Genomic DNA, 20,607 nt, shown 5'->3' on the forward strand with positions numbered 1-20,607 from the left:
AAAAGAATACTGTCCCACTGGCTGTTCCGACATCGTCACAGCAAGAAGGAAGATGACCGAAACATGATCTCCTTATACAATGCAGACCAGCTTGCTGTCCTGACCGAGGCCCTGAACGGGTGGGCAGAAGGAATTCGCAGACACCAACCGGAACAGGTTGCCTCCTACTTCAGCCAGGACGCACTGTTCCAAGGCTTCGCCAACAAGCACACCACCGGCAGGCCGGGCATCGTAAGGTATTACGACAAACAGCCAAAAGGCCTCAATCCTGTGTTCCGTATTCTGGATCACCGCCAGCTCGCGAATGACGCCCTCATCTCCTACATTGCCGTGGACTTCATCCGCCCGGAGGGCGTCGTCGTTCCGGTACACCTAACAATGGTCCTGCAGCACATTGACGGGCGGTGGCTAATCAGCCACTACCATGTTTCGAAAATCGAATAGCGGCTCCTGACCCGACCCAAGAGACCCCGTAGGCAAGTCCCGACTCGGGTCTCGCAAGCTGCCTCAGCACCGCAGAGTCACCCTGGCGAGCTACGCCTTACTGATACCGCGGGCGGGATAACGACTGCAGTCATCACATCCACATCAGACAGAAGTGGACGCTGCCAGGAGTCCTTTTGATTGATCCCCCACGCATTTTCAAACGCCTGTGAGGATTGGGGTGGCTGGTCCGGGATTGGCTGCAGACCCGAGGAACAGACGTTTGAGGACATGCTGACCGGGTGGCGCAACCAGCAGCTCTCCAAGAACCTCCAGTTCGACACGATCGACAAGGGAATCGCGAGTATCCGCAGGTCCGTGACGCTTACATGCGTCGGACTGCACAGTGTCAGCGCGCTGCTTGGCAGTTCGGTCCTTGATCTTCATGTGAATCGCCTCACCTCTGCGTCAGGCATCGAGCGTACGGGAACCAGCATCTATATGGAGTTTTCTTGTTTGTGGGCCCGATTGGTGCGAGGCGTTCCGGTGGAGGGCCCATGCATGAGCGGAATAGTCCACCAGCACCCTCGGTTCGGACCTTTTGCACGCCCGGTAACGGAGCGGTTGTCTCGGCCAAACAGTGCCGAGCTAAAAAGAAAAGGAGTCATTATGCGCGCAGTGCGATTCAATGAATATGGCGGACCTGAGGTCTTGCACCTGACCGAGGTGGAGGAACCGCAGGCCGGGCCGGGTGAGTTGCGGGTGCGCGTCGAGGCTTTCTCGATCAACCCGCTTGAGTACAAGATCCGGTCGGGCTCCTGGTCCGGGGGCCACCCGCTCGCCGAGCCGCGGGGAACCGCCAGTGATGTGGCGGGGGTCGTTGACCAGGTGGGAGACGGCGTGACGGGCTTCGCTGTCGGCGACAAGGTGTACGGCAGCGCGCCGAACGCAGCGGCGGAATTCGCCGTCCTCGGCGCGTTCGCGCACATCCCCGACATATTGTCCTTCACCGATGCGGCCAGCCTGCCAATGTCGATCGAGACCGCCGCACGGTCACTCGCCCTGGTTCAGGCGGAACCGCCGGCATCGATTCTGATGGACGGCGCGGCAGGCGGCGTCGGCACTGCTGCAGTTCAGATTGCTGTCGCACGCGGGTACGACGTAATCGGCACCGCATCGGAGCCTAACCACGACTACCTCCGCACCCTCGGCGCCGTTGCCACTACCTACGGCCCAGGACTTGCCGACCGGGTCGCCGCGCTCACCGATCGCACGGTAGACGCCGCCCTCGACCTCCAGGGCAAGGACGTCCTCCCCACACTGATCTCAATTACCGGTGATCCTTCCCGCGTCATCACGATCGTCGAGTTCGACGCTGGACGCTTGGGCGTCCAGGTGACCGGCGGTCGTGGTCCGGTCGAGCACGCCTGGTACATCCTAGACGAGGTCGCTCAGCTGATCGAGGCGGGCAAGTTCCGCATTGGGGACGTGACTGTTCTTCCCTGGACCGAGATTGTCCGTGCACACGGGCTGCTCGAGGACGGACACACCCGAGGGAAGATCGTCCTGCAGGTCGCAGGCAACTAAGCTCCACGACCGACGCGGCATTGACTGCACAGCGGCGGGGCATCGGCAGACGTGCGCCTGTTCCGGCGCCCCGTCGTCTCCGCACCCTATACAGATGGCTCCACCTGGACCTTGGCCAGAGTCGCGGCGTCCCGCCGTCATGACTGACGGTGGTCTGCATGTCGCGTGACAAAACCCGCCTCCGGCCCGGGGGCAATATCAACATCAATTGAAAGGAACATTATGACAACTCCGAGCATCGTGCTGGTTCACGGCGCGTTCGCCGACGGGGCGAGCTGGGCCCCGGTCACCCGAAAGCTACTCGACCTGGGGCACACCGTGAAGGTGCCGCCCGTCTACAACCGCAGCCTCGCAGAGGACGCGGCCTCCATTCGCGCTCTCGTTGAACAGATAGACGGACCCGTCGTACTCGTCGGACATTCGTACGGCGGCGCGGTGATCGGCATTGCCGGAGCGGCGGAAAACGTGGTGGGCCTCGTGTTCGTCTCCGCGTATGTTCTCGATGAGGGTGAAAGTCTCGGCGCTCTGCAGGGTCGGTTCCCGGATTCGAAGCTCGCCTCGAACCTCGTCTACACGACTTACCCCATCGCCGGTTCGGAGGACGGCACCGACGTCTCTGTTGCGGTTGGTGCCTTCCCGGAAGTTTTCGCGGCGGGGGTAGACACCCGCATCACGGAGGTCCTAGCAGTTTCGCAGCGCCCCCTCAGCGGCGCGGCATTCGGTGAGCTCGCCTCCGTCGCCGCTTGGAAGTCGACCCCATCATGGGGCATCGTCTCGACTGGCGACCAGGCCATCAACCCCGATGTAGAGCGCTTCGGCTACGAGCGCGCGGCATCTCGGGGCATAACGGAGCTCGACGCACCGCACCTCGTCATGCACACGCACCCCATCGAAGTCGCGGAGGTCATCGACGCCGCGGTCGAGCAGGCCGCCACCGCTACTCGCTGACGTAGAGCACGGCGACCGGGCTGGATGCGACGGCGTTCCCGCCTGGCCGCTCGTCGTGAGGAGGTCATACGAGGCCGAGGACCCGCTAGTGGTCTCTCCTGTCACGGCAGCCGGGATTTAGGTTGGCCGGCGACGTCAAGATGGGCGTACCCGCAAGACTAGCCGGGACGGTGGCCGTGCTTGGCGCGGGGTTGGAGTTGCTGTCAGTGGTCATTAGTGTCTCGCTTGAAGGGTAGGGCTCGGGTCGTGCACTCATCCGATGCAGGAAGGGGTTCGTCTTTGTTGCCGGTGGGCTACCGGAGGATCGATCGTGCTGCCCGCGTGGGGTAGTCGGATGTGGTGGGTCGTCCGCTGAGAAACCAGACCAGTGGTCCTGGGACAGGAAAAATGATGGCTGCTGCAATCCAAAGACTTCGTGGTCCAGGGCGGAGAGTGTGCTCCGGCGAGAGGATACTGACGACCGCAGCAATCCATCCGCCTAACCAAAAGCCGAGAACGACGATCAGGATGATGAGGTGGCTGGTGTTCACGTGCTGGTCCTGCCTTGAAGCCGATGAGCGACGTGATGCATCTGTGAATGGCTCGGTACGGGACTCCGGGCGGAATGCGATGCGGGATCTGCCGGTGATTTGTGGAGGCACTCAGCGTGCGGTCGTGGCAGCAGGAGGGCCCCACCGCCACGACCGGGCGTGGCTCGTTATTCGGGCCAGGCGCTGTTCTGAATGACGTCGACGAAGCTGGTGCGCTGGAACCCGGGCACGAAGTGCTCGAGGACGTCGGCGTTGACCGTGCCGAACGTGCTGTCGGGCCTGTCCTTGAACCCGTCGTTGAATGCCGCGAGGATACGGGCCTTGAAGTCCGGGCGCGGGTGAGCTGCGGTAACTTCGGCGATGTGGTCCTGGTTCAGCAGGCCCAGACGCATGCCGAGTACGTCGGTCTCGACGCCGGCGGTCGTCGCCGCGATCTCGGGGCTCATCCGCCACGGCACCTCAGGGGTGGTGTGCAGGGCGATGGCCGTCCACACGGTGTTCGCGTCCCCTTCGGAGAGCCCGTTCCCGGTGAGGAAACTCCGGGCCTGGTCGGCACCGTCGAGTTCGAACCGCTGCGTATCTCCCCGGTAGGGTTCCACCAGACCGAGGTCGTGGAACAGCGCCGCGACGTACAGCAGTTCCGGGTCCGGGTTGATACCGGCCTGCTGTGCCTGCAACATCCCAAACAGGAACACCCGGCGGGAGTGGTTGTAGATCAGTTCCGGTGTGGTCGCCCGCACGAGCTGCGCGGCTTCGGTCGCCAGGGCGCTGTCGGGAATGCGGATCCCTGCGATGGTTTCAGTCACGATAAGTCCTTCCAGAAGAAACAGGTACCCTTCCAGTCTGGGAACCACGACACCGTTTCCCTGCAGCAATACACGCCATACATAACCCGTTTTAGGACACCGCTTCCAACCCCTATCCAACGAAGATACGGACGAAGAAGGAGCCACCATGAATGACCGAGCCGAAACCGGCGCAGTACGCCACATCGGGATCCTGGTCTTCGACGGCGCGAAGATGCTCGATGTCGCCGGCCCCGCTGAAGTGTTCGCCGAGGCCAACAAGGTCGGCGGGAGGTATGAGCTGAGCTACCTCTCCGTCACCGGGGGCCCGATCCGCACGTCGATCGGTATGAGCATTCCCACCGACGACGTGAACTCTCACCCGATCGGCTATGACACCGTCCTCGTCTCGGGAGGCGATCACCTTGCCACCTCCGCCATTGACGGGGACCTCATCGACGCGACTCGAGTGCTCAATGACCGGACACGACGAATGGCGTCCATCTGTACGGGTGCGTTCGTCCTCGCCCGTGCCGGTCTTCTCAACGACAAACAGGCCACCACGCATTGGAAATACGCCGCGCAGCTCGGGCGGATCTACCCGGCTATCACCGTGGACCGCGACGCCATCTTCGTCAAGGACGGACGTATCTACACCTCAGCCGGCGTCACAGCCGGCATCGACCTTGCCCTGGCACTCATTGAAGAAGACCTCGACGCAGCAGCAACACGCACCGTCGCCCAATCACTTGTCGTTTACATGCAACGTGCCGGCGGACAATCACAGTTCTCCGGGTACCTCCAAGGCCCCGCCCCCACCACCCATCTTCTGCGCACAGTCGTGGATCATGTGAAAGCCAACCCCACGGACACCTACACCGTTCAAACTTTGGCCCGAACAGCGAACATCAGCGCCAGGCACCTCACCCGACTCTTCCGCGAAGAACTCGACACGACACCCGCCAAGTATGTCGAATCCGTCCGATTCGACCTCGCTCGCGCCTCCCTCGATGCCGGTTCCACCATCACCCACGCAGCCCAACGGGCAGGGTTCACCAGCACTGACTCCTTCCGTCGCGCCTTCACAACACGCCTCGGCATTGCGCCCTCCACCTACCAACACCGCTTCCTGAACACCATCAGCACCGGCCTTCGCTAAAGCGGGAACCGCCTACCATCCGCATCCGCAGCTTGTGCCACTGCCACTGGCCAAGTGGCAGTAGAGGGCCCTCGCCGCGATGAGGAGTATCCCAACGCGGGACTGTCCGACAACGGTGTGTGGGTCCGGCCGGTTTTCATTATCGAGTGGTACTTTCAAACCGGCCCGCGAAGGTAATCGTGAACGCGTTTAGGGCAGGTTTCCACCTCGTCACCCAGCGTGCCCGACCGCCGCCTGGGGCTCCCGTTATTCAACACCTAATAGGGGAGCTTGCGGCAACCTGCGCGGGCTCTCGACCTTCTTACTGAAGAGCCCACCACTTCTATCCAATACCCGGCAAGAAGAGCCCATTTGGGGCCTCCCCCGCCTATTTTGGAACGCCGATAATGGAGATTCTGTAAAGCTGCTTATGACGTCATTGTTAGGGGTCGCTTGTCGGCGCGGAACGAGACGGCCTCGGATTTGGGCCGTTGTGCATCAGAAGGTTTAGTAGGGAACTTCCACGTGGATGTCTTCCGAGGCCTGTCCTGTCAGGCGCGCCGCTTCGGTTCGCACGGCGTCGGCTATGGCGTCGATGTTCCGCGCCGTGGCGCGGAGGGCTGGCAGTTCTTCTGTGCCGAGGAGTAGTTGTCCGTCCGCGGCGCTGATGATGTGGGCGGTGAGCTGCAAGGGGATCCTCTGTTTCGTCAGAAGTCTCTGTCGAGGGTGCCGGTTTCGGTTACGGGGGCGGTGGAGGACGGGTTTCCCTGGGCTGTGGTGACAGTGGATGTCGGTGTCCAGACCATGGCTGCGGCAGTGCTGGAAGTGCGCAGGCTGCTGCTGCCGCTGGCAGGGCTGCCGAGGGTGATGGTGACGACGGTGCTGGGTACGCCAGAGATGGTGGAGTTGGCGGCTGTCATTGTTGCGTTGAAGGTGATGGTTTTCCGGCTCCGTGCCAGGTTGTTCTTGGTGTTTACGGATCCGAGGTTGATGGTGCTGCCGGGGCGTTGGATATCGAGGGTGTCACCGCTGTTGCCCAGGCCCAGCAGGTTTCCGTCGCGAAGCCGTACGGTCACCGGCAGGGCATTGCCGGTCCAGCCCGGGGTGACGGTGGCCGGGTTCACGGCCTGGCTGTAGGTAAAGGTCATGGTGTCGCCCGTGCTGAGCCGGCCGGCGGTCCCGGAGCCGTTGGCGGCCTGGATATCGGTTCCGCGCAGGGGGCTGTTGTCCACTCGTCGGCCGGTCACGGTGGCGGAGGTGGTTTCCCTGCCTGCGGTGTCGGTGAGGACGGCGCGGATGTCGTACGTCCCGTCGGTGATGGTGCGGGTGTCCCAGGTGCAGGTGTACGGGGCGGCGTTAAGTGTGCAGCGGGTGGTCCAAGTGCTGGTGCCTGCCGGCGCCGTCTGGATCCTGACAGTGCCGATCCCGGCGCTCGAGTTGGCGGCAGCAGTCAACGACACGTTGCCTGTCAGGTAAGCGCCGGGGTCGTCGACGGAAACGGAGGCGATCGTGTTGTCCACGGTCCGGTTGCTGACCGCAGCGGAGGTGGTGGACGATCCTGCCTCATCTGTTGCGATGGCGCGGAAGCTGTACGTGCCGTTGGGCACGGTTGTCGTGTCGAACCGGCAGGAGTATGGAGCGGTGTCGGCCGTGCACAGGGTGGCCCAGGTTGTGGTTCCGGTGCGGGCGTATTGCAGCTGGACATGGGCGATCCCGGAATGGGCGTCACTGGCCTGGGCGGTGATACTGCGGACACCGCTGAGCGGGGTGCCCGGATCAGTCATGGTTACCGCTGGTGCCTGGTTATCGACCAGCACATCAGTGATGGTCTCGGAGTAGGTGACCGAGCTGCCGGACACGGCTGCCGAGCGGAGGTCGTAGGCCTGATTGGTGAAGGCCGTCGTGTTCCAGGTGCAGTTGTACGGAGCAGCAAGGTTGCTGCAGAGCGTGTTCCACCTGTTGCTGCCGGCCACGGAGTACTCGACCCTGACGGTGTAGTTGCCACCGGCGGGGTTGTTGATCGTCGTGGCCAGCGTGACGGTGCCGCGCTGGAATTCGCCCGGGTCGGTCAGGTCCACGCTGAAGGTGTTCGCCACCCGCGTTTCCATGGTCGCTGAGGTGCTGGTCAAGCCGGTGTTGTCTGTTGCCAGGGCCCGGAGGTCGTACCCGCCATCCGGTGTGGTGGCCGTGTTCCACGCACATGAGTAAGGGGGAGCAGCTACGGTGCAGAGCTGCGTCCAGGTGCTGCTGCCCGCGGGGGAGTACTGGATAGAGACTGTGCGGATGCCCGTTTCGGCGTCGGCGGCCTCGGCGGCCAGGGTGACGGTGCCCTGCACCGTGGCTCCGGGCGAGGTCAGGGAAACAGACGGCGGTGTCCAGTCCGGTGCGGCGCTGAAGGTGTTGACGGCGTTGGCAGTGGCCGCCGTGAACGCCGCCGAGGAAAACACTGCGGCCCCTGCGAAAACCATGACAGTGAGGGCCGCTACGATTGCGGCGGCGGCCCCCGCCCGCACCGACAGCCGCGGGATGTCATTGACAGGACCGGGAGTTCCGGCGCCATCTGGCCTTTCCGGACCGCCTGGCCCGGCGCCGGGCTTTTCCGATCCCGATTCTCCGGGCCCGGGGTCTTCCGGTCCTGGTTCATTGGCCGGGTAGCCGGCGAAGAGTGCGGCGGCCACGGCCAGCAGCGTAAGCACCGTCCAGAGCACCAGGGCAGGGAGATTGCCTTTGGCCAGCCAGAGACCCGGTAGCCCGATGGAGGGGATGAGCAGCCGTGCCTGCCCGGTGATTTGTTCGCGGACCAGCGGGGTGCTGTCCAGGTCGGCGTTGGCGTCACCGGCGGTGACGTAGGTCCCGTCCTGGTTTGCCGCGACGATCCTGTGCAGGCGGGTCTTTTCGACACCACCTGGTTCGGCCGTTGCGGGGCTGGTGAATTCCACGACCCCGCCCACCGGAACGGGTGCAGTGTTTTCGAGGGCGGATGCCAGGACGACATCTCCGGGGCTGATGTGCGGTTCCATGGATCCGCTCTGCACCACGGTGCCGTGCCAACCTGCCAGGGCGGGCAGGACAGCGATCAGGGCAAGGCTGAGCATCACGCCGAGGTACAGCCGGGAAGCCAGGCAGGCAAGGAAAAGCGCCCAGCCGTCCGCGGAAAACAACGCGCCCACTCCGGAGAAGACCGGGTGAGCGCCGGTCCTCTCCGGAGTCACAGGATGGTCAGCGCCGTCTGCGGGTTACGGGGTCGGCGCGTCGTCCGACTGCAGTTCCCAGACCAGGTCGATGCCAACCCGGGCGCCCTGCAGGGCGTTGATCGCGTCCTGGCTCATGCCGGTGGTGTCGAAACGCCAGGTGCCGCGGTAGCTCTGGGTCTCACCCGGGGTGCCGGTGGTCTGCCACGGCGCGCCGCCGGTGGCGAAGTCACGGTTCACCGAAGCCAGGGTCGACAACGGCAGTTCGGGGACCTGGTTGGCGGTCGGGGTGAAGCCGGTGCAGTCATTGAAGGACCCGCCGGTGCCCTGTTCCAGGTCAAAGAAGATCCTGTCTTCCATGCCGCGGGAGGTGATCAGGTTCTGGGTGTAAGCGCGGACTTCGCCGGCGACGTTGGACTGGGACGTGACCACGATGCATTTCTGGCCCGTCTGGCCGGGAACGATGTTTTCCACCGTGAACGCTGCAGCGCCCTGGTCATCGTCGGTGAGAACGACGTTCCCCGTGCTCCAGGAGTTGCCAGCGTTACGGGTGTTGGCGGTAAAGGCTGCCTGCGAACCTTGCCAGACCATGCCGCCCGCGACCAGGACGGCGAGGGGGCCGGCGGCGAACATCGCGAGTTTACGGGTGCGTGCAGAAGGAGTTTTCATAACTGAGACCTTGTCTTTGAACCGATGTGAAGTATTGGACTACTTGCCCTATCCGCCTGTCGGACCCTCCCCAGGTATCCGTCAGCCCCAAGCACTGACCAGCTTAGATTACGCCTACGACAAGCTACTTGACAGTATCTGTCATGACAGAGGCTTCGAGTCGCCCGCACCAAGATGAATGGAGAAGGCGCAGGTCACGAGAGGCTTAGAAAAATTGTCTGGGGTAACTCCGCGGGGGAGCGGCAATAGCAGCGGCAAGGGTTTCCTCCGGAGGTTGAGGGAAATTGCGTTGCTTGGGAGCTGTTGGGGTAACTTCCTGTGTGATGGGAGGGCAACGGGGACGGGGCCCTCCCTAAGTGCTAGTTCCTGGCGGCCAGAGCTGTGGCGAGAGCGTTGGCGGAGGTAGTGGAGCTGTTGATCCGCCAGTCGACTTCCTTGTTGTGGTGGAACCAGACGAAGCCGGTGACATCGGATTGTGCTGCCAGGTAGGAGACCAGGGCTGTGTTCCAGCTGGCCTTTGATCCTCCGGCTTCAGCTGAAGCAATCTCCGAGATGATGATCTTCTTGCCGGGTGCTAGGCTGCGCAGCGCTGCCAGGCCGTCGCCGAGCAGGGCGGAGGGTGAGGTCCAGGAGCTCCACGACTGTGACGTGCCCCAGTTGTAACCGTCCAGGGCTACAGTGTCGACGTATCCGGCACCGGGATAGAGCCCGGTCAGCGGGGTCGACCCCCAGTAGGGTACGTTCGGGCTCCAGACCCACTGCACGTTGGAAGCACCTGTTGCGGCCACAACGTCGTGGACGTGGCGCCAGGCAGCAACGTAGTCACCGGCACCGTTTCCGTTTGCCGCTTCGGCCCAGGGGTACCAGTTACCGTTCATTTCGTGGGCGAAGCGCAGCATGACCGGTTTGCCCCAGTTCCTCAGGGCAGTGCCCCACTGCTGAAGGTAGGTGTCGAAGTCTCCGGCCGTGATGCGGTCCAGTTCGTAGGCCGGCTGGTTGGCACCGTTTCCGCTCCACAACCAGGGCTCCCACGTGATGAGGCTCGTGGCGCCGCGGGCGTTTACGGCGTTCAGGTCCGCGATCGGGGCCGCCTGGCTGAAGTCCTTGTAGGACATGATGATGGACGGGTTTTCGTTGACCAGGGCGGCGACCGCGTCCAGCTCGCCCGTGGCCAGTGGGCCACCGGGTGTCGATACTCCGAAGCGCAGCGGGTCCGAACTTATCGGCGGGGCGACTGTTGTTGTCGTTTGGGTTTGCGCGGACATCGTCATCGGGGCTCGTGGGTCCGCTGTCGCGCTTGGGGAGCCGGCTCGCAGGGAGGCGGGGCTGTAAGTGACGGCGTAGGGAGCCGAGGCCGTCACCTTACGCGCCTTGGCCGTTACTGTGACCGAGGCTGAGCTCGTCTGCGGGATAGTCACTGCGGCCGTGAAGGTGCCGTTGGATGTGGTGGTGAATTCAACGATGGTCGAACCTGCCGTGATCGTCCCGGAGGCATGAGGACCGAAGCCAGCGCCATTGACTGTTACCGAGGCCCCTGTCGGCCCGGAAGTAGCACCAAGGGAAATTTCGGCCCGGCCTGCGGCCCCAGCAGGTACTGCAATGCTGAACAACACGGCCAGTGACAGGACAATGCCCGTAACGATTGATCGAAAAAGACGTTTCTTACCCACAGATACTCCCCAACATTTTTCTTAGAATTACTGCCCTGCATGGTGGCTTGGCTCAGCCCCCGCGATGCTTTGTCTATGGCGCCTGGCAATGTTCTGCCAAACCGACGAACCGGAAGCCCTTTTTCGCGCGCCCAAGTCTCAGAGGAGGCGTTGAAAAGGAGTCCCAGATAATTCTCTAGGCAGGAATCGGGAAGAGACACCGTTTCAACCTTTCCTCGGTGAACCCTGCGCAGATCCTGTGATTGTGTCCGGAAATCCTGCGTCAAGGTCTTGGCGCCACTGGTGAAACTCCGCAGCGAAGGTGACGGGGGCCGCTATGAGCCCGGCGGGAAAAACACCACGAACGATGGCAGGAACAGCCCCTTCTAAAGGCACTCCCCTGCCCGTTTTAAAAGGCCGATAACCGACGTTATGTAAAGCTGCGGCTGAAAGGGCTCCCCGTGACGGCTTCCTGCGCCCCCGTGACGGCCCCTCCAAAACTGCGTCAACCACGGCAATTCATCATTTGTTGGCGCGGGGCCTTATCCCTGCAGGGGCAATTGGCGAAGCTCCAGTCAAATAGCGGTTGGCCGGAGCTTCGGTCCATTATGTGCAGGTGAACCCGAAGTTTCCCTGTGAGGTTGTCAGAATCGATCTCGTCAGACGTTATGTAAGCTACGGCGCGGAAGTGGCGAAAGCTGCGGTACTCGTTTCAAGAGTGCAAGCGTCGCGTATATGTCCTGATTGAAGCTGAACCGGAACTGCACAGGGGGGGCCAAGCAGGACTCGGACGTTCCCACTCCCCCACTGCTTCTCTCCTTTGGAGGGGAGGAATGTCGGAAACTTCGCCGGAATTGGTGAGGCTCCGGTCAAATAGCGGTTCACCGGAGCTGGTCCATTATGTGCTCCTAAACCTGATGATCTGCGTTGGGTTTGGACCATGGTCAAGAGATGCTCAAAGGGCCTTCCGAGTGACTTTCTATGACCGTAGAGCGGCTTGCATCAGTTCTTCAACGAAAGCCGTCCCGAGTCGGTATCCATCGGCCTTCTCGGTAAGAAATTTCAACGTCGCTTCTCGCATACTGCTTGCCGTCCGTGCGGATTGCCAGTCCTGCCGTCCGACGAGCTCAGCGGCCAACTCAGAAAACTGCGACGAGAATATCTGTTCATACTCGTATGCAGTCCTTTTCGCTACCCTCCCAGCTTCACTTAGTGCCGTCCGGAAGCCCCAACTATCAACCAGATCCTCAGAAATAGTTCCAGCTATCGACTCGGCAATGGCGCGGCGCTTTTGAATAGAGGCGCCTCTAAATTCACGGGACGAGGCTAGCTTTGCTTCAAACTTTCTCAGCTGCTCGTTGTGAATCTTCTGTGCCTCTTCCAGCTCTTCGGCGGATGCCTGGGACGCTTCGGTCGTAGCCTCTGAGAGGTTGTTCCACAGTTCGTCGTGCCAGTCTGCCTCGGCGGTCCATTCGAAGATGAGACCCTGAGCTGGCCACCGTAGTGTCAGCACCTCAATTTCACCCTCGTGAGAAATAGCTTTGGTTATGATGCGTTCAACCCTGAGGGGAAGTTCATCGCTGTCCTCATCGGTCATGACGCTTCGAAGTAGTTCCGCATAAAACCTGGTCTCGCTGAGGGAGACGAAGGGAGCTTGAGCGGCAGCTGCGATCGCTAGTGCCGAATCAAGTGCAACTGTGGCACCGCTGAGCTCCACGTCGACTTCCCTATTGAATTCAGCATCGACTACGAACAGTAAGCCTCTATCTGCGGCCGCGACGGGAACGTGGTCGGCCAGCGCTGCCAGCTCGGCTGAAGAATAAGCGGTCATGATGAGGACTATATGGGACGCGTACGACCGGAAGTCTGCCGATACCTTTTCCCTCGGTACCTCTAGCGGAGGCTCTGCATACGTTCAGGGTTTTTACTCAGGCACAATCTGACCTTGACTTGCGGAGCGACAGGGAATCTGCGACACAAGCTGTGAAACGTTCGTGTTCCGTTGAAAGAACAACCCACGCTGCTGCAACAATGTCACTCATTGATTGGATTGCGATGCTGGCCTGGTGCCGGACGTGGGGGTAATGGTGGGATTTTACGTTCGCAAGAGTCTGAAGGCTGGCCCGTTTAGGTTCAACTTAAGTAAATCTGGGCTGGGCGTCAGTGCAGGTGTCCCTGGTTTCAGGGTTGGTTCCGGTCCTCGGGGCAATTATGTACGCATGGGGGCGGGGGGCGTCTACTACCAAACATCACTTAGTGCGGGGCCACGCCCTAATCAGTCCGGCCAATTACCTGGGCCACCGCTGTCTCCCTTGCCTGCATCATCGGACGTGGTTTTCGAAGACCACCGAGGGGCTAGCGTCCAGTCGCTCGCGCCGACGTCGTCCGACGACCTCGTACAGCAGCTCAATGTGGCAGCCGGCCGCCGACCGCTGACCCGATGGGTGGTCGTCGCTCTCGTTGTATTGGGCTTGATCACCATGCCTTTCGGCCTCTTCATCTGGCTTTTGGGCATTCCGGTGATTTGGTGGGTGGTTTTGCGCGACCGCGCAAGACGTTCGGTCGTTATCTTCTTCGACGTCAACGACGAGCACGCCCGCCATTTCCAATCCCTCGTTGATGCAGGGCATTCCTTGGCTCAGTCACAGAAACTTTGGCGGATAAACCAATCTGGGGTACTGCAAACGGGACACCAGCAGAAGGTCAACGCCGGCGCCGGCGCCCTGGTACGACGTTCCGTAGCTGGCGTCACACACGGCGGGCCGAGGGAACTGGTGACAAACATCGCGGTGCCGGGTGTCACTGCTGACGGCACTGCCATGTATTTCCTGCCCGACCGCGTTCTGCTCGCTACCAAAGGGGCGTTCACCGATATCGGATACGACTCGCTGCGAGTCCAGGATCGGCAAACCAACTTCATCGAATCCCCCGGCGTTCCACCTTCGGACGCCGTCCAGGTCGGATCGACCTGGCAATACGTGAACAAGAAGGGCGGCCCGGACCGCAGATTTAAGAACAACCCGATGCTGCCGATCATGAAGTACACCGAACTCGAGCTCGACAGCGCTAATGGCTTCCGATGGATTCTCCAGGTATCCAGTGCGCAGGCTGCCGCCCACTTCGCCGGAGAACTGCGTTCAGGAACCGCGCTCAGACAAGGATCTACGATTTCCGTCGCTCCCCCGGCCAGCCCGATGCCGGAACTTGCGCCTTCCCCGCCTGCGCTCCGGCCGACGCCCGTGCCGCTGGCTCTGCCGATCACGCCCGCCGCTACCCGAGTCAGCGATAGGGACGCCCGGTGGTATGGACCCGACGAATTACTGGATGTCGGGCAAGGTTTCCGCTTACCCGGCATGGTTTACATGGGCAAAGACCTGACGTCGCCTAAGGGAGGCAAAGAGCCTTCGTTGATCGACCCGACACTTCGTATCGATTCCCGGAACCCGGATTGGTCCGGTCAATGCCTTAGCTACTGGCCGTCTTACTCGGAGATCACTCCTGCGGGAAGGGCTGCTTATTTGACTTGGCTCGGGCAAGGTCGCCGGAGTCCGGACGTGCCGATCGGCTACGTTTTCCTCTTTATGTACGGACTTGAACGTCGTGTATTCCTGGAGATCGCAGAGCAGCCTGAGCTAACTCCCGAACTGGGCCAAATCAGGGCAGAGATGGTGGCCTTGCTTGAGCTCTACGGCGCTTCCGGCGGCTCTTTCCGCTCTTATGCATCGCAGTTTATTAGTGCCATCGACTTCATTTTGCTTCAGGCCATCGATGACACCCCCGCGCTCCCCGCCCTGACAGAAACACGATGGGAGGTTCCCCTGGCGCTGAAAGTTCATCTCGGTGCGTTTGCCGCTGACGGCAAGGCGATCCCCGGCGATTGGGCTTTGGCGTGGGCGTGGTTCCATCCTGAAGTCTCTGTCCGGACCCCGGCAACCCGCTGCGCGGAGGAATTCAGGCGCCTGTTCCGCCTCCGCTACGAGCAACGATTCGGGGACGGATTCACCGTCCGGCCCGGAGCAACCCGGTTGAAGCTCAGCTACACGGCTGCCAGCTCCCAAATCGGCACAGTAAACATGACAATCGGTGAACTACCGGACGTCTTTGACCAGCGGGCACCGCAAAAGAAGCTCGCTACCTTGTTCGACGAAGTCACAGCAGAACTTGACGCCTACAGCAGATGGCTCGGCCGCAACCCCGACAAAGCCGGAACTCTCGCTGCAGCCGCGCTCCTCCCTAGTGACCTGCTTGTTGATGCAGAGGGAGCCGTCGGCGATTTCCGTAGCTGGGTTCAGGAGAAACTCGGCGAAGCCAAGACCGTCGAGATCTCGGGACAGGAGCTCTTTGAGCATTGGCCCTCCAATGGCCCAGACAAACTGACGAAGCCTGAAACCGTCACTTTCGCAGGACTTCTGCACACTTTTGGCGTCGGCATCGAACCCGATGTTCGTTTCGGCGGAACAGCCATCACGTCCAGCACGCCGGTCGTACTCTTCCGATCCCAACCAAGGAGCCCTCACTCCGCAACACCGTCCTACAGCACAGCACTGACGATGACCCATCTTGCCGCAGCCGTGATCGCCGCCGACGGAGACGTCTCCTCAGCGGAACTCGACCACCTGACCGCTCACATGGAATCTTCTTTGCAACTAACCCAGCCAGAACGCGCCCGCCTTCATGCCCACCTTCAATGGCTGGCCGCATCCGCGGTAAAGCTCACGGGATTGACGAAGCGACTCAGCACCCTAACCGGTGCACAGAAGGCCTCCCTGGGGGACATGTTGGTCACAGTGGCAGCCGCCGACGGGCACATCGCACCGGCCGAGGTCAGTATCTTGCAAAAGATCTACAAACTCCTTGAGCTGGACGCCGGCCTCGTCACGAGCCGGCTTCACTCCGCCATCACAGGACCGAGCGCGGCTGCAGCAGGGCCCGTCACCGTTCGCCCGGCTGGAAACCCAGACCCGGGCTACGCCATACCCGCGCCCCCTGCCCAGACCACCGGGGACTTGGCTGCCAGCGGCCATGCACTTAACCCTTCGACAATTCAAGCAAAGATGGCCGAAACCGCCGAAGTCTCAGCTCTCTTGGGCGATATTTTCAGTGAAGACGCCACTTACGAAATCGAAGCGCCAGCACCCCGGCCCGCCCCACCGGGATTAACCACTGACGGACCGAACGATATACATGCAACCCCAGCTGTAGGTGACCTGGACCCGGCCCACTCCAACCTCGTCCGAGCATTGGCCGGACGAGAACACATGCCGTGGACGGACTTCGAAGACCTCTCCGCAGCGCACGGGTTGCTCCCGGAAGGTGCCAGAGACACGGTCAACGAAGCCGCGCTGGATGCCTCCGATGAGCCACTGCTCGAAGGCGATGAAACCCTCACCATCAATTCCTATGCCCTGCAGGAGCTTCTGGCATGACTACCGCACCTCAGACCGTCATCCGCCCCCGTGAACGAGACGCCCTGCTGCAGTCGCTACGAGCCGGCGTCGTTCCCCGGATCGGACAACAGCACGTCCAGGTAGGACGGGTCAACGAAGTTAGAGCCCTGCTGTCCGACATCAACAGGATCAACGACGGCGGGTCAGGCAGCCGCTTCATCATCGGAGACTACGGCTCGGGCAAGACCTTCTTCCTCCACGTTGTGCGTTCCATTGCTCTCCAACAGAAACTGGTCACGGTTCACGCCGACCTCTCCCCTGACCGGCGACTTCATGCCACCGGCGGACAGGCCCGCAGTCTCTACGCCGAACTCATGCGCAACATGTCCACCAGGGCGAAACCCGATGGCGGCGCGATGTCCAGCCTCGTCGAACGATTCGTGACTCAGGCTCTGACAGAGTCCCGTGAAACTGGTGAACCAGTCGAAGGCATCATCCGCCGGAATCTTAACCAACTATCGGAACTTACTGGCGGCTACGACTTCGCAGAAGTCATCGCCAAGTACTGGCAAGGACACGACACCGGCAACGAGCAGCTCAAATCCGATGCTGTTCGATGGCTACGGGGAGAATTCTCAACGCGAACAGATGCCCGCACTGCCCTGGGCGTCAGGACCATCATTGACGACTCCAACTTTTATGACCAACTCAAGCTTCTCGCCCACTTCGTGCGGTTGGCTGGTTTCGGTGGACTCCTGGTCTGCCTCGACGAGATGGTCAACCTCTACAAACTGGCCAACAGCCAAGCTCGGAACTCAAACTACGAACAAATCCTGCGGATCCTCAACGACTCCACCCAAGGCAGCGCAGCAGGCCTCGGATTCATCTTCGGCGGAACACCCGACTTTCTGCTGGACCCCCGCCGCGGCCTGTACTCGTACGCCGCCCTTCAGTCACGCCTGGAAGAGAACAGCTATGCCGTGGACGGGCTCGTTGACTACTCCGGACCAGTCCTGCGCCTGGCCAGCCTGACACCCGAGGACTTCTACGTCCTGCTCACCAAACTCCGGCATGTCCAAGCAGCAGGCGTCGAATCTGCCTACCTGATCAACGACGAAGGCATCGCTCAGTACATGAGCCACTGTGCCCAACGTATCGGCGACGCCTATTTCCGCACCCCCCGGAACACCATCAAAGGATTCCTGGACCTGCTCGCTGTGCTCGAACAGAACCCCGACCGCGTCTGGACGGACCTCATCACACGGGTCAACCTCGAACGGGAAACCAACCCCGACCTCGCACCCTTGGAAACCGACGTGGATCAACAACCAGTGCCAACGCCACGCCAATCAACACCGGCAACCCCTCCCACCCAAGCGCTGCCACCAACGAACGACATCGATGACGAGCTTTCAGCCTTCAAGCTCTAAGGCATCCTCAGCCCACTCCGCCTTTGAAGAACTCCACAAAAACGTGCAAGCCTGGATCTGGTCGCAAAAGTGGGAGCACCTGCGCCCCACCCAGGCGCAAGCCGTCGAACCAATCCTTAGAGGGGATCGGGACGTCATCATCAGTGCTGCGACCGCCTCCGGCAAAACCGAAGCAGCATGGCTGCCGATCCTGTCCGCGCTGGCACACGACCTTGACACGACAGGACGGTCAACGGGAGTCAAAGCACTCTACGTTTCACCACTCAAAGCTCTCATCAACGACCAATACGGCCGGTTGGAAAGTCTCGCGGGCAGCGTGCAAGTGCCAGTCCATCGTCGTCACGGAGACGTCACCGGCGGTGACCGCCGCGCCTTGATGGAAACACCCGACGGCCTGCTACTCATCACGCCCGAATCCCTGGAAGCCATGTTCGTTACCCAGGGATCCCGGGTTTCAACCCTGCTCAGCGGACTCCAATACGTCGTGGTCGATGAGCTGCACTCCTTCATCGGAACGGCGCGCGGTGCCCAGCTGCAATCCCTACTGCACCGCGTGGAACTAGCCATCCGGCGAAGTGTCCCCCGCATAGGTCTTTCCGCCACCCTTTCAGATCTATCCATCGCTGCAAACTTCCTCAGACCTGGCAACCCGGACGAGGTCCACTTGATCGGAGGGCATAGCGATGACACCGCCGAACTAAGGATGCAGCTGCGCGGATATGTCACCAACGGACCAGCCCTGGCCGTCTCCGATGATCCGGAGACGGCCGATGCTGACAAGGCGGCCATTGCAGGCCACCTCTTCCAGCATCTGAGAGGCCAAGACAATCTGGTTTTCGCTAACTCGCGTGCCAACGTGGAAGCCTACGCTGATCTCCTCAAAGGACTTAGCGACCGTTCCCACGTTGGGAATGAGTTCTTTCCCCATCACGGAAACCTGTCCAAGGAGTTTCGGGAAGATGTCGAGTCCCGGTTAAGGTCACCGGATACTCCAACGACAGCAGTCTGCACCTCAACTCTCGAGATGGGAATCGACATCGGATCCGCCGACACGATTGCCCAAATAGGCCCGCCCGGCAGCGTATCGGCTCTGCGACAGCGACTGGGCAGGTCCGGACGAAGGGGGAAACCTGCTACTTTGCGTCTGTACGTATCAGAGCAACCGGTTGATCACCGGACCCCTCCCGTCGACCAACTCCGAGCCGGACTTTTTGAAACCGTCGCAACCATAGAGCTGCTCCTCGAAAAATGGTACGAACCGCCCAACACCGAGGGACTCCACCTCTCAACCCTCATCCAACAGACCCTGTCCGTGATAGCCCAACACGGTGGTGCCACTGCTCCGGAACTCCACAGGGCGCTGTGCGAAGCAGGACCCTTCGGCCACGTTGACCAACCCATGTTCGTGCGGCTGCTCCGTAACCTCGGAACCAACGAAATCATCATGCAGTCCTCGGACGGAACTCTCCTGCCGGGCAGCAAAGGTGAGCGGCTAATCAACCACTACAGCTTCTACAGTGCCTTCCAAACGGCCGAAGAGTTCCGGCTCGTGTCCTCCGGACGAACACTGGGTTCCATTCCCATAGAGCATCCGGTCGTCCAAGGCGGGCTACTCATTTTTGCCGGCCGGCGTTGGCGGGTCTTGGACGTGGAAATCTCCAGCAAAGTCATCAACCTGGGGCCAGCGGGAGGCGGCCGGCCACCGACATTCTCCAGCAACGGGATCCAAATTGCCGATGGCATACGTCACCGAATGAGAAAGCTATACGAAGAGTCTCACGTACCCATCTACCTCGACTCAACAGCACAAGGCCTCTTGAAGGAAGGCAGGGCAGCGTACGAACGCCTTGGCCTGAAACGCCAACCAGTGATCGGCTGGGGTGATGACACCATTCTCATTCCCTGGGCCGGTGACAGAGTCATGAACACCCTCCACGTCGTACTCACGGCCGAGAACTTCGATTCGAGCCTGGACGGGGTCGGGCTGACCCTTCGAAAGACACCCCTGAACGCAGCCGCCACACTTCTCGAACGCCTGGCCGGCGTCGAACCGCCAGAGCCGCTACAGGTCGCCAGTACTGTTGCCGTGAAAGAACGCGACAAGCACGATGCATATCTGGACGAGGAACTACTTACCCAGTCCTACGCAGCCGCCGCCTTGGATATCGAGGGCGCATGGTCCGTGATCAAACAACTGGCTACATCCACGGCCGGGTTTGCAGAAAACCCGGACACTTCCCACACCAGGGCTGCTTGGAAATCGAATGAACAACCCGATCCGGAACTACTTGGCGGAGGACCTTATGCCGTCATCGACGTGGAAACGACCGGCTTCTCACAACAGCGAGACCGCATCGTCGAAATCGCTATTGTGCAAGTCAGCGCGCAAGGGACTGTGGACGATGTATGGTCCACACTCGTCAACCCAGACCAATCAACAGGGCCAAGCCACATACACGGGATAACCAACACCGACGTCCGCAACGCTCCCCGATTCAAGGACGTCCTCCCCGAAATCGACAGACAGTTGGCCGGGGCTACAGTCGTTGGCCACAACGTCGACTTCGACCTCGGCTTCCTTGCATCGGAGTTCAGACGCGCAGGAGCCATAAACCATGTTTGGCCCTCACTCTGCACCATGCAACTGACGAAGCGCTACTTCCCAGGAGAGAGCGCGTCGCTCTCAGGCATCTGCAAACGGCTCAACATCAAAACCGGAGAAGCCCACACCGCCACCGCCGATGCGCTGGCGGCAGCACGCCTTCTCTCGATCTACATCAATTGGAACAGAAACTCCGCGCCTTCTCGCTCACAATAACCAGTTGCCACGAAGGCCAGCCGGAGCCCGAATGTATTGACTTTGTTCTGGA

14 protein-coding genes and 1 pseudogene are annotated in these 20,607 nt (G+C 61.2%); 8 read left to right on the forward strand and 7 right to left on the reverse strand.

From position 1 onward, the window contains the following. The first annotated feature begins 63 nt into the window (after positions 1-63). The 3 genes from AC5RUQ_RS17285 to AC5RUQ_RS17295 all read left to right on the forward strand — a co-directional run bounded on the left by AC5RUQ_RS17285 (position 64) and on the right by AC5RUQ_RS17295 (position 2,958). The gene (locus tag AC5RUQ_RS17285; RefSeq protein WP_493948554.1) at positions 64-444 is read left to right on the forward strand and encodes a YybH family protein; all 381 of its coding nucleotides are present in this window, start codon (positions 64-66) and stop codon (positions 442-444) included. 648 nt (positions 445-1,092) lie between these two features. Continuing rightward, entirely contained in the window at positions 1,093-2,010 is a 918-nt protein-coding gene (locus tag AC5RUQ_RS17290) for an NADP-dependent oxidoreductase (protein WP_493948555.1), read from the forward strand. 222 nt (positions 2,011-2,232) lie between these two features. Next, positions 2,233-2,958, forward strand: coding sequence for an alpha/beta hydrolase (locus AC5RUQ_RS17295; RefSeq protein WP_493948556.1), 726 nt, complete (start codon positions 2,233-2,235; stop codon positions 2,956-2,958). Between the two features lie 293 nt (positions 2,959-3,251). Here the strand turns inward: AC5RUQ_RS17295 and AC5RUQ_RS17300 are convergent, their stop codons facing one another. Beyond that, on the reverse strand, positions 3,252-3,599 hold the full coding sequence (locus tag AC5RUQ_RS17300; RefSeq protein WP_493948557.1) for a PLD nuclease N-terminal domain-containing protein: 348 nt from the start codon (positions 3,597-3,599) through the stop codon (positions 3,252-3,254). A 56-nt stretch (positions 3,600-3,655) separates the two neighbouring features. Continuing rightward, positions 3,656-4,294: an HD domain-containing protein gene (locus AC5RUQ_RS17305; RefSeq protein WP_493948558.1), complete on the reverse strand. Its 639-nt coding sequence runs from the start codon at positions 4,292-4,294 to the stop codon at positions 3,656-3,658. 148 nt (positions 4,295-4,442) lie between these two features. Here AC5RUQ_RS17305 and AC5RUQ_RS17310 point away from each other — a divergent pair, with 148 nt between their 5' ends. Further along, on the forward strand, positions 4,443-5,432 hold the full coding sequence (locus AC5RUQ_RS17310) for a GlxA family transcriptional regulator (protein WP_493948559.1): 990 nt from the start codon (positions 4,443-4,445) through the stop codon (positions 5,430-5,432). Between the two features lie 486 nt (positions 5,433-5,918). On the opposite strand, the gene AC5RUQ_RS17315 is transcribed toward AC5RUQ_RS17310, so the two are convergent. From AC5RUQ_RS17315 to AC5RUQ_RS17335, 5 genes are all read right to left on the reverse strand, one after another. Then, a complete protein-coding gene (locus AC5RUQ_RS17315; RefSeq protein WP_493948560.1) occupies positions 5,919-6,101 on the reverse strand; it encodes a hypothetical protein in 183 nt (60 codons plus the stop codon). Positions 6,102-6,118: 17 nt separating this feature from the next. Continuing rightward, entirely contained in the window at positions 6,119-8,623 is a 2,505-nt protein-coding gene (locus AC5RUQ_RS17320) for an Ig-like domain-containing protein (protein ID WP_493948561.1), read from the reverse strand. Positions 8,624-8,647: 24 nt separating this feature from the next. Next, the gene (locus AC5RUQ_RS17325) at positions 8,648-9,271 is read right to left on the reverse strand and encodes a hypothetical protein (protein ID WP_493948562.1); all 624 of its coding nucleotides are present in this window, start codon (positions 9,269-9,271) and stop codon (positions 8,648-8,650) included. 359 nt (positions 9,272-9,630) lie between these two features. Continuing rightward, complete coding sequence (locus tag AC5RUQ_RS17330) at positions 9,631-10,941, reverse strand: glycoside hydrolase family 26 protein (protein ID WP_493948563.1); 1,311 nt, start codon at positions 10,939-10,941, stop codon at positions 9,631-9,633. Positions 10,942-11,899: 958 nt separating this feature from the next. Beyond that, positions 11,900-12,751, reverse strand: coding sequence for a hypothetical protein (locus AC5RUQ_RS17335; protein ID WP_493948564.1), 852 nt, complete (start codon positions 12,749-12,751; stop codon positions 11,900-11,902). Positions 12,752-13,004: 253 nt separating this feature from the next. Between AC5RUQ_RS17335 and AC5RUQ_RS17340 the strand changes: the two are divergent. The 4 genes and pseudogenes from AC5RUQ_RS17340 to AC5RUQ_RS17355 form a co-directional block, all read left to right on the forward strand. Beyond that, positions 13,005-13,151 (forward strand): annotated as a pseudogene (locus AC5RUQ_RS17340) (DUF4236 domain-containing protein); the annotation flags it as partial. A 249-nt stretch (positions 13,152-13,400) separates the two neighbouring features. Beyond that, entirely contained in the window at positions 13,401-16,346 is a 2,946-nt protein-coding gene (locus AC5RUQ_RS17345) for a tellurite resistance TerB family protein (protein WP_493948683.1), read from the forward strand. After that, positions 16,343-17,737, forward strand: coding sequence for an ATP-binding protein (locus AC5RUQ_RS17350; RefSeq protein WP_493948565.1), 1,395 nt, complete (start codon positions 16,343-16,345; stop codon positions 17,735-17,737). The genes AC5RUQ_RS17345 and AC5RUQ_RS17350 overlap by 4 nt, the downstream gene beginning before the upstream one ends. Continuing rightward, on the forward strand, positions 17,709-20,555 hold the full coding sequence (locus AC5RUQ_RS17355; protein WP_493948566.1) for a DEAD/DEAH box helicase: 2,847 nt from the start codon (positions 17,709-17,711) through the stop codon (positions 20,553-20,555). Before AC5RUQ_RS17350 ends, AC5RUQ_RS17355 begins: the two co-directional genes overlap by 29 nt. The last annotated feature ends 52 nt before the right edge of the window (positions 20,556-20,607 follow it).

Source organism: Arthrobacter sp. MDT2-3, assembly GCF_059090465.1.

Bases quoted from the DNA above. Each gene is read 5' to 3' on its own strand.
- AC5RUQ_RS17285 (WP_493948554.1), top strand. From the start codon at position 64: ATGATCTCCTTATACAATGCAGACCAGCTTGCTGTCCTGACCGAGGCC.
- AC5RUQ_RS17290 (WP_493948555.1), top strand. From the start codon at position 1,093: ATGCGCGCAGTGCGATTCAATGAATATGGCGGACCTGAGGTCTTGCAC.
- AC5RUQ_RS17295 (WP_493948556.1), top strand. From the start codon at position 2,233: ATGACAACTCCGAGCATCGTGCTGGTTCACGGCGCGTTCGCCGACGGG.
- AC5RUQ_RS17310 (WP_493948559.1), top strand. From the start codon at position 4,443: ATGAATGACCGAGCCGAAACCGGCGCAGTACGCCACATCGGGATCCTG.
- AC5RUQ_RS17325 (WP_493948562.1), bottom strand. From the start codon at position 9,271: ATGAAAACTCCTTCTGCACGCACCCGTAAACTCGCGATGTTCGCCGCC.
- AC5RUQ_RS17335 (WP_493948564.1), bottom strand. From the start codon at position 12,751: ATGACCGCTTATTCTTCAGCCGAGCTGGCAGCGCTGGCCGACCACGTT.
- AC5RUQ_RS17345 (WP_493948683.1), top strand. From the start codon at position 13,401: ATGCCTTTCGGCCTCTTCATCTGGCTTTTGGGCATTCCGGTGATTTGG.
- AC5RUQ_RS17350 (WP_493948565.1), top strand. From the start codon at position 16,343: ATGACTACCGCACCTCAGACCGTCATCCGCCCCCGTGAACGAGACGCC.
- AC5RUQ_RS17355 (WP_493948566.1), top strand. From the start codon at position 17,709: ATGACGAGCTTTCAGCCTTCAAGCTCTAAGGCATCCTCAGCCCACTCC.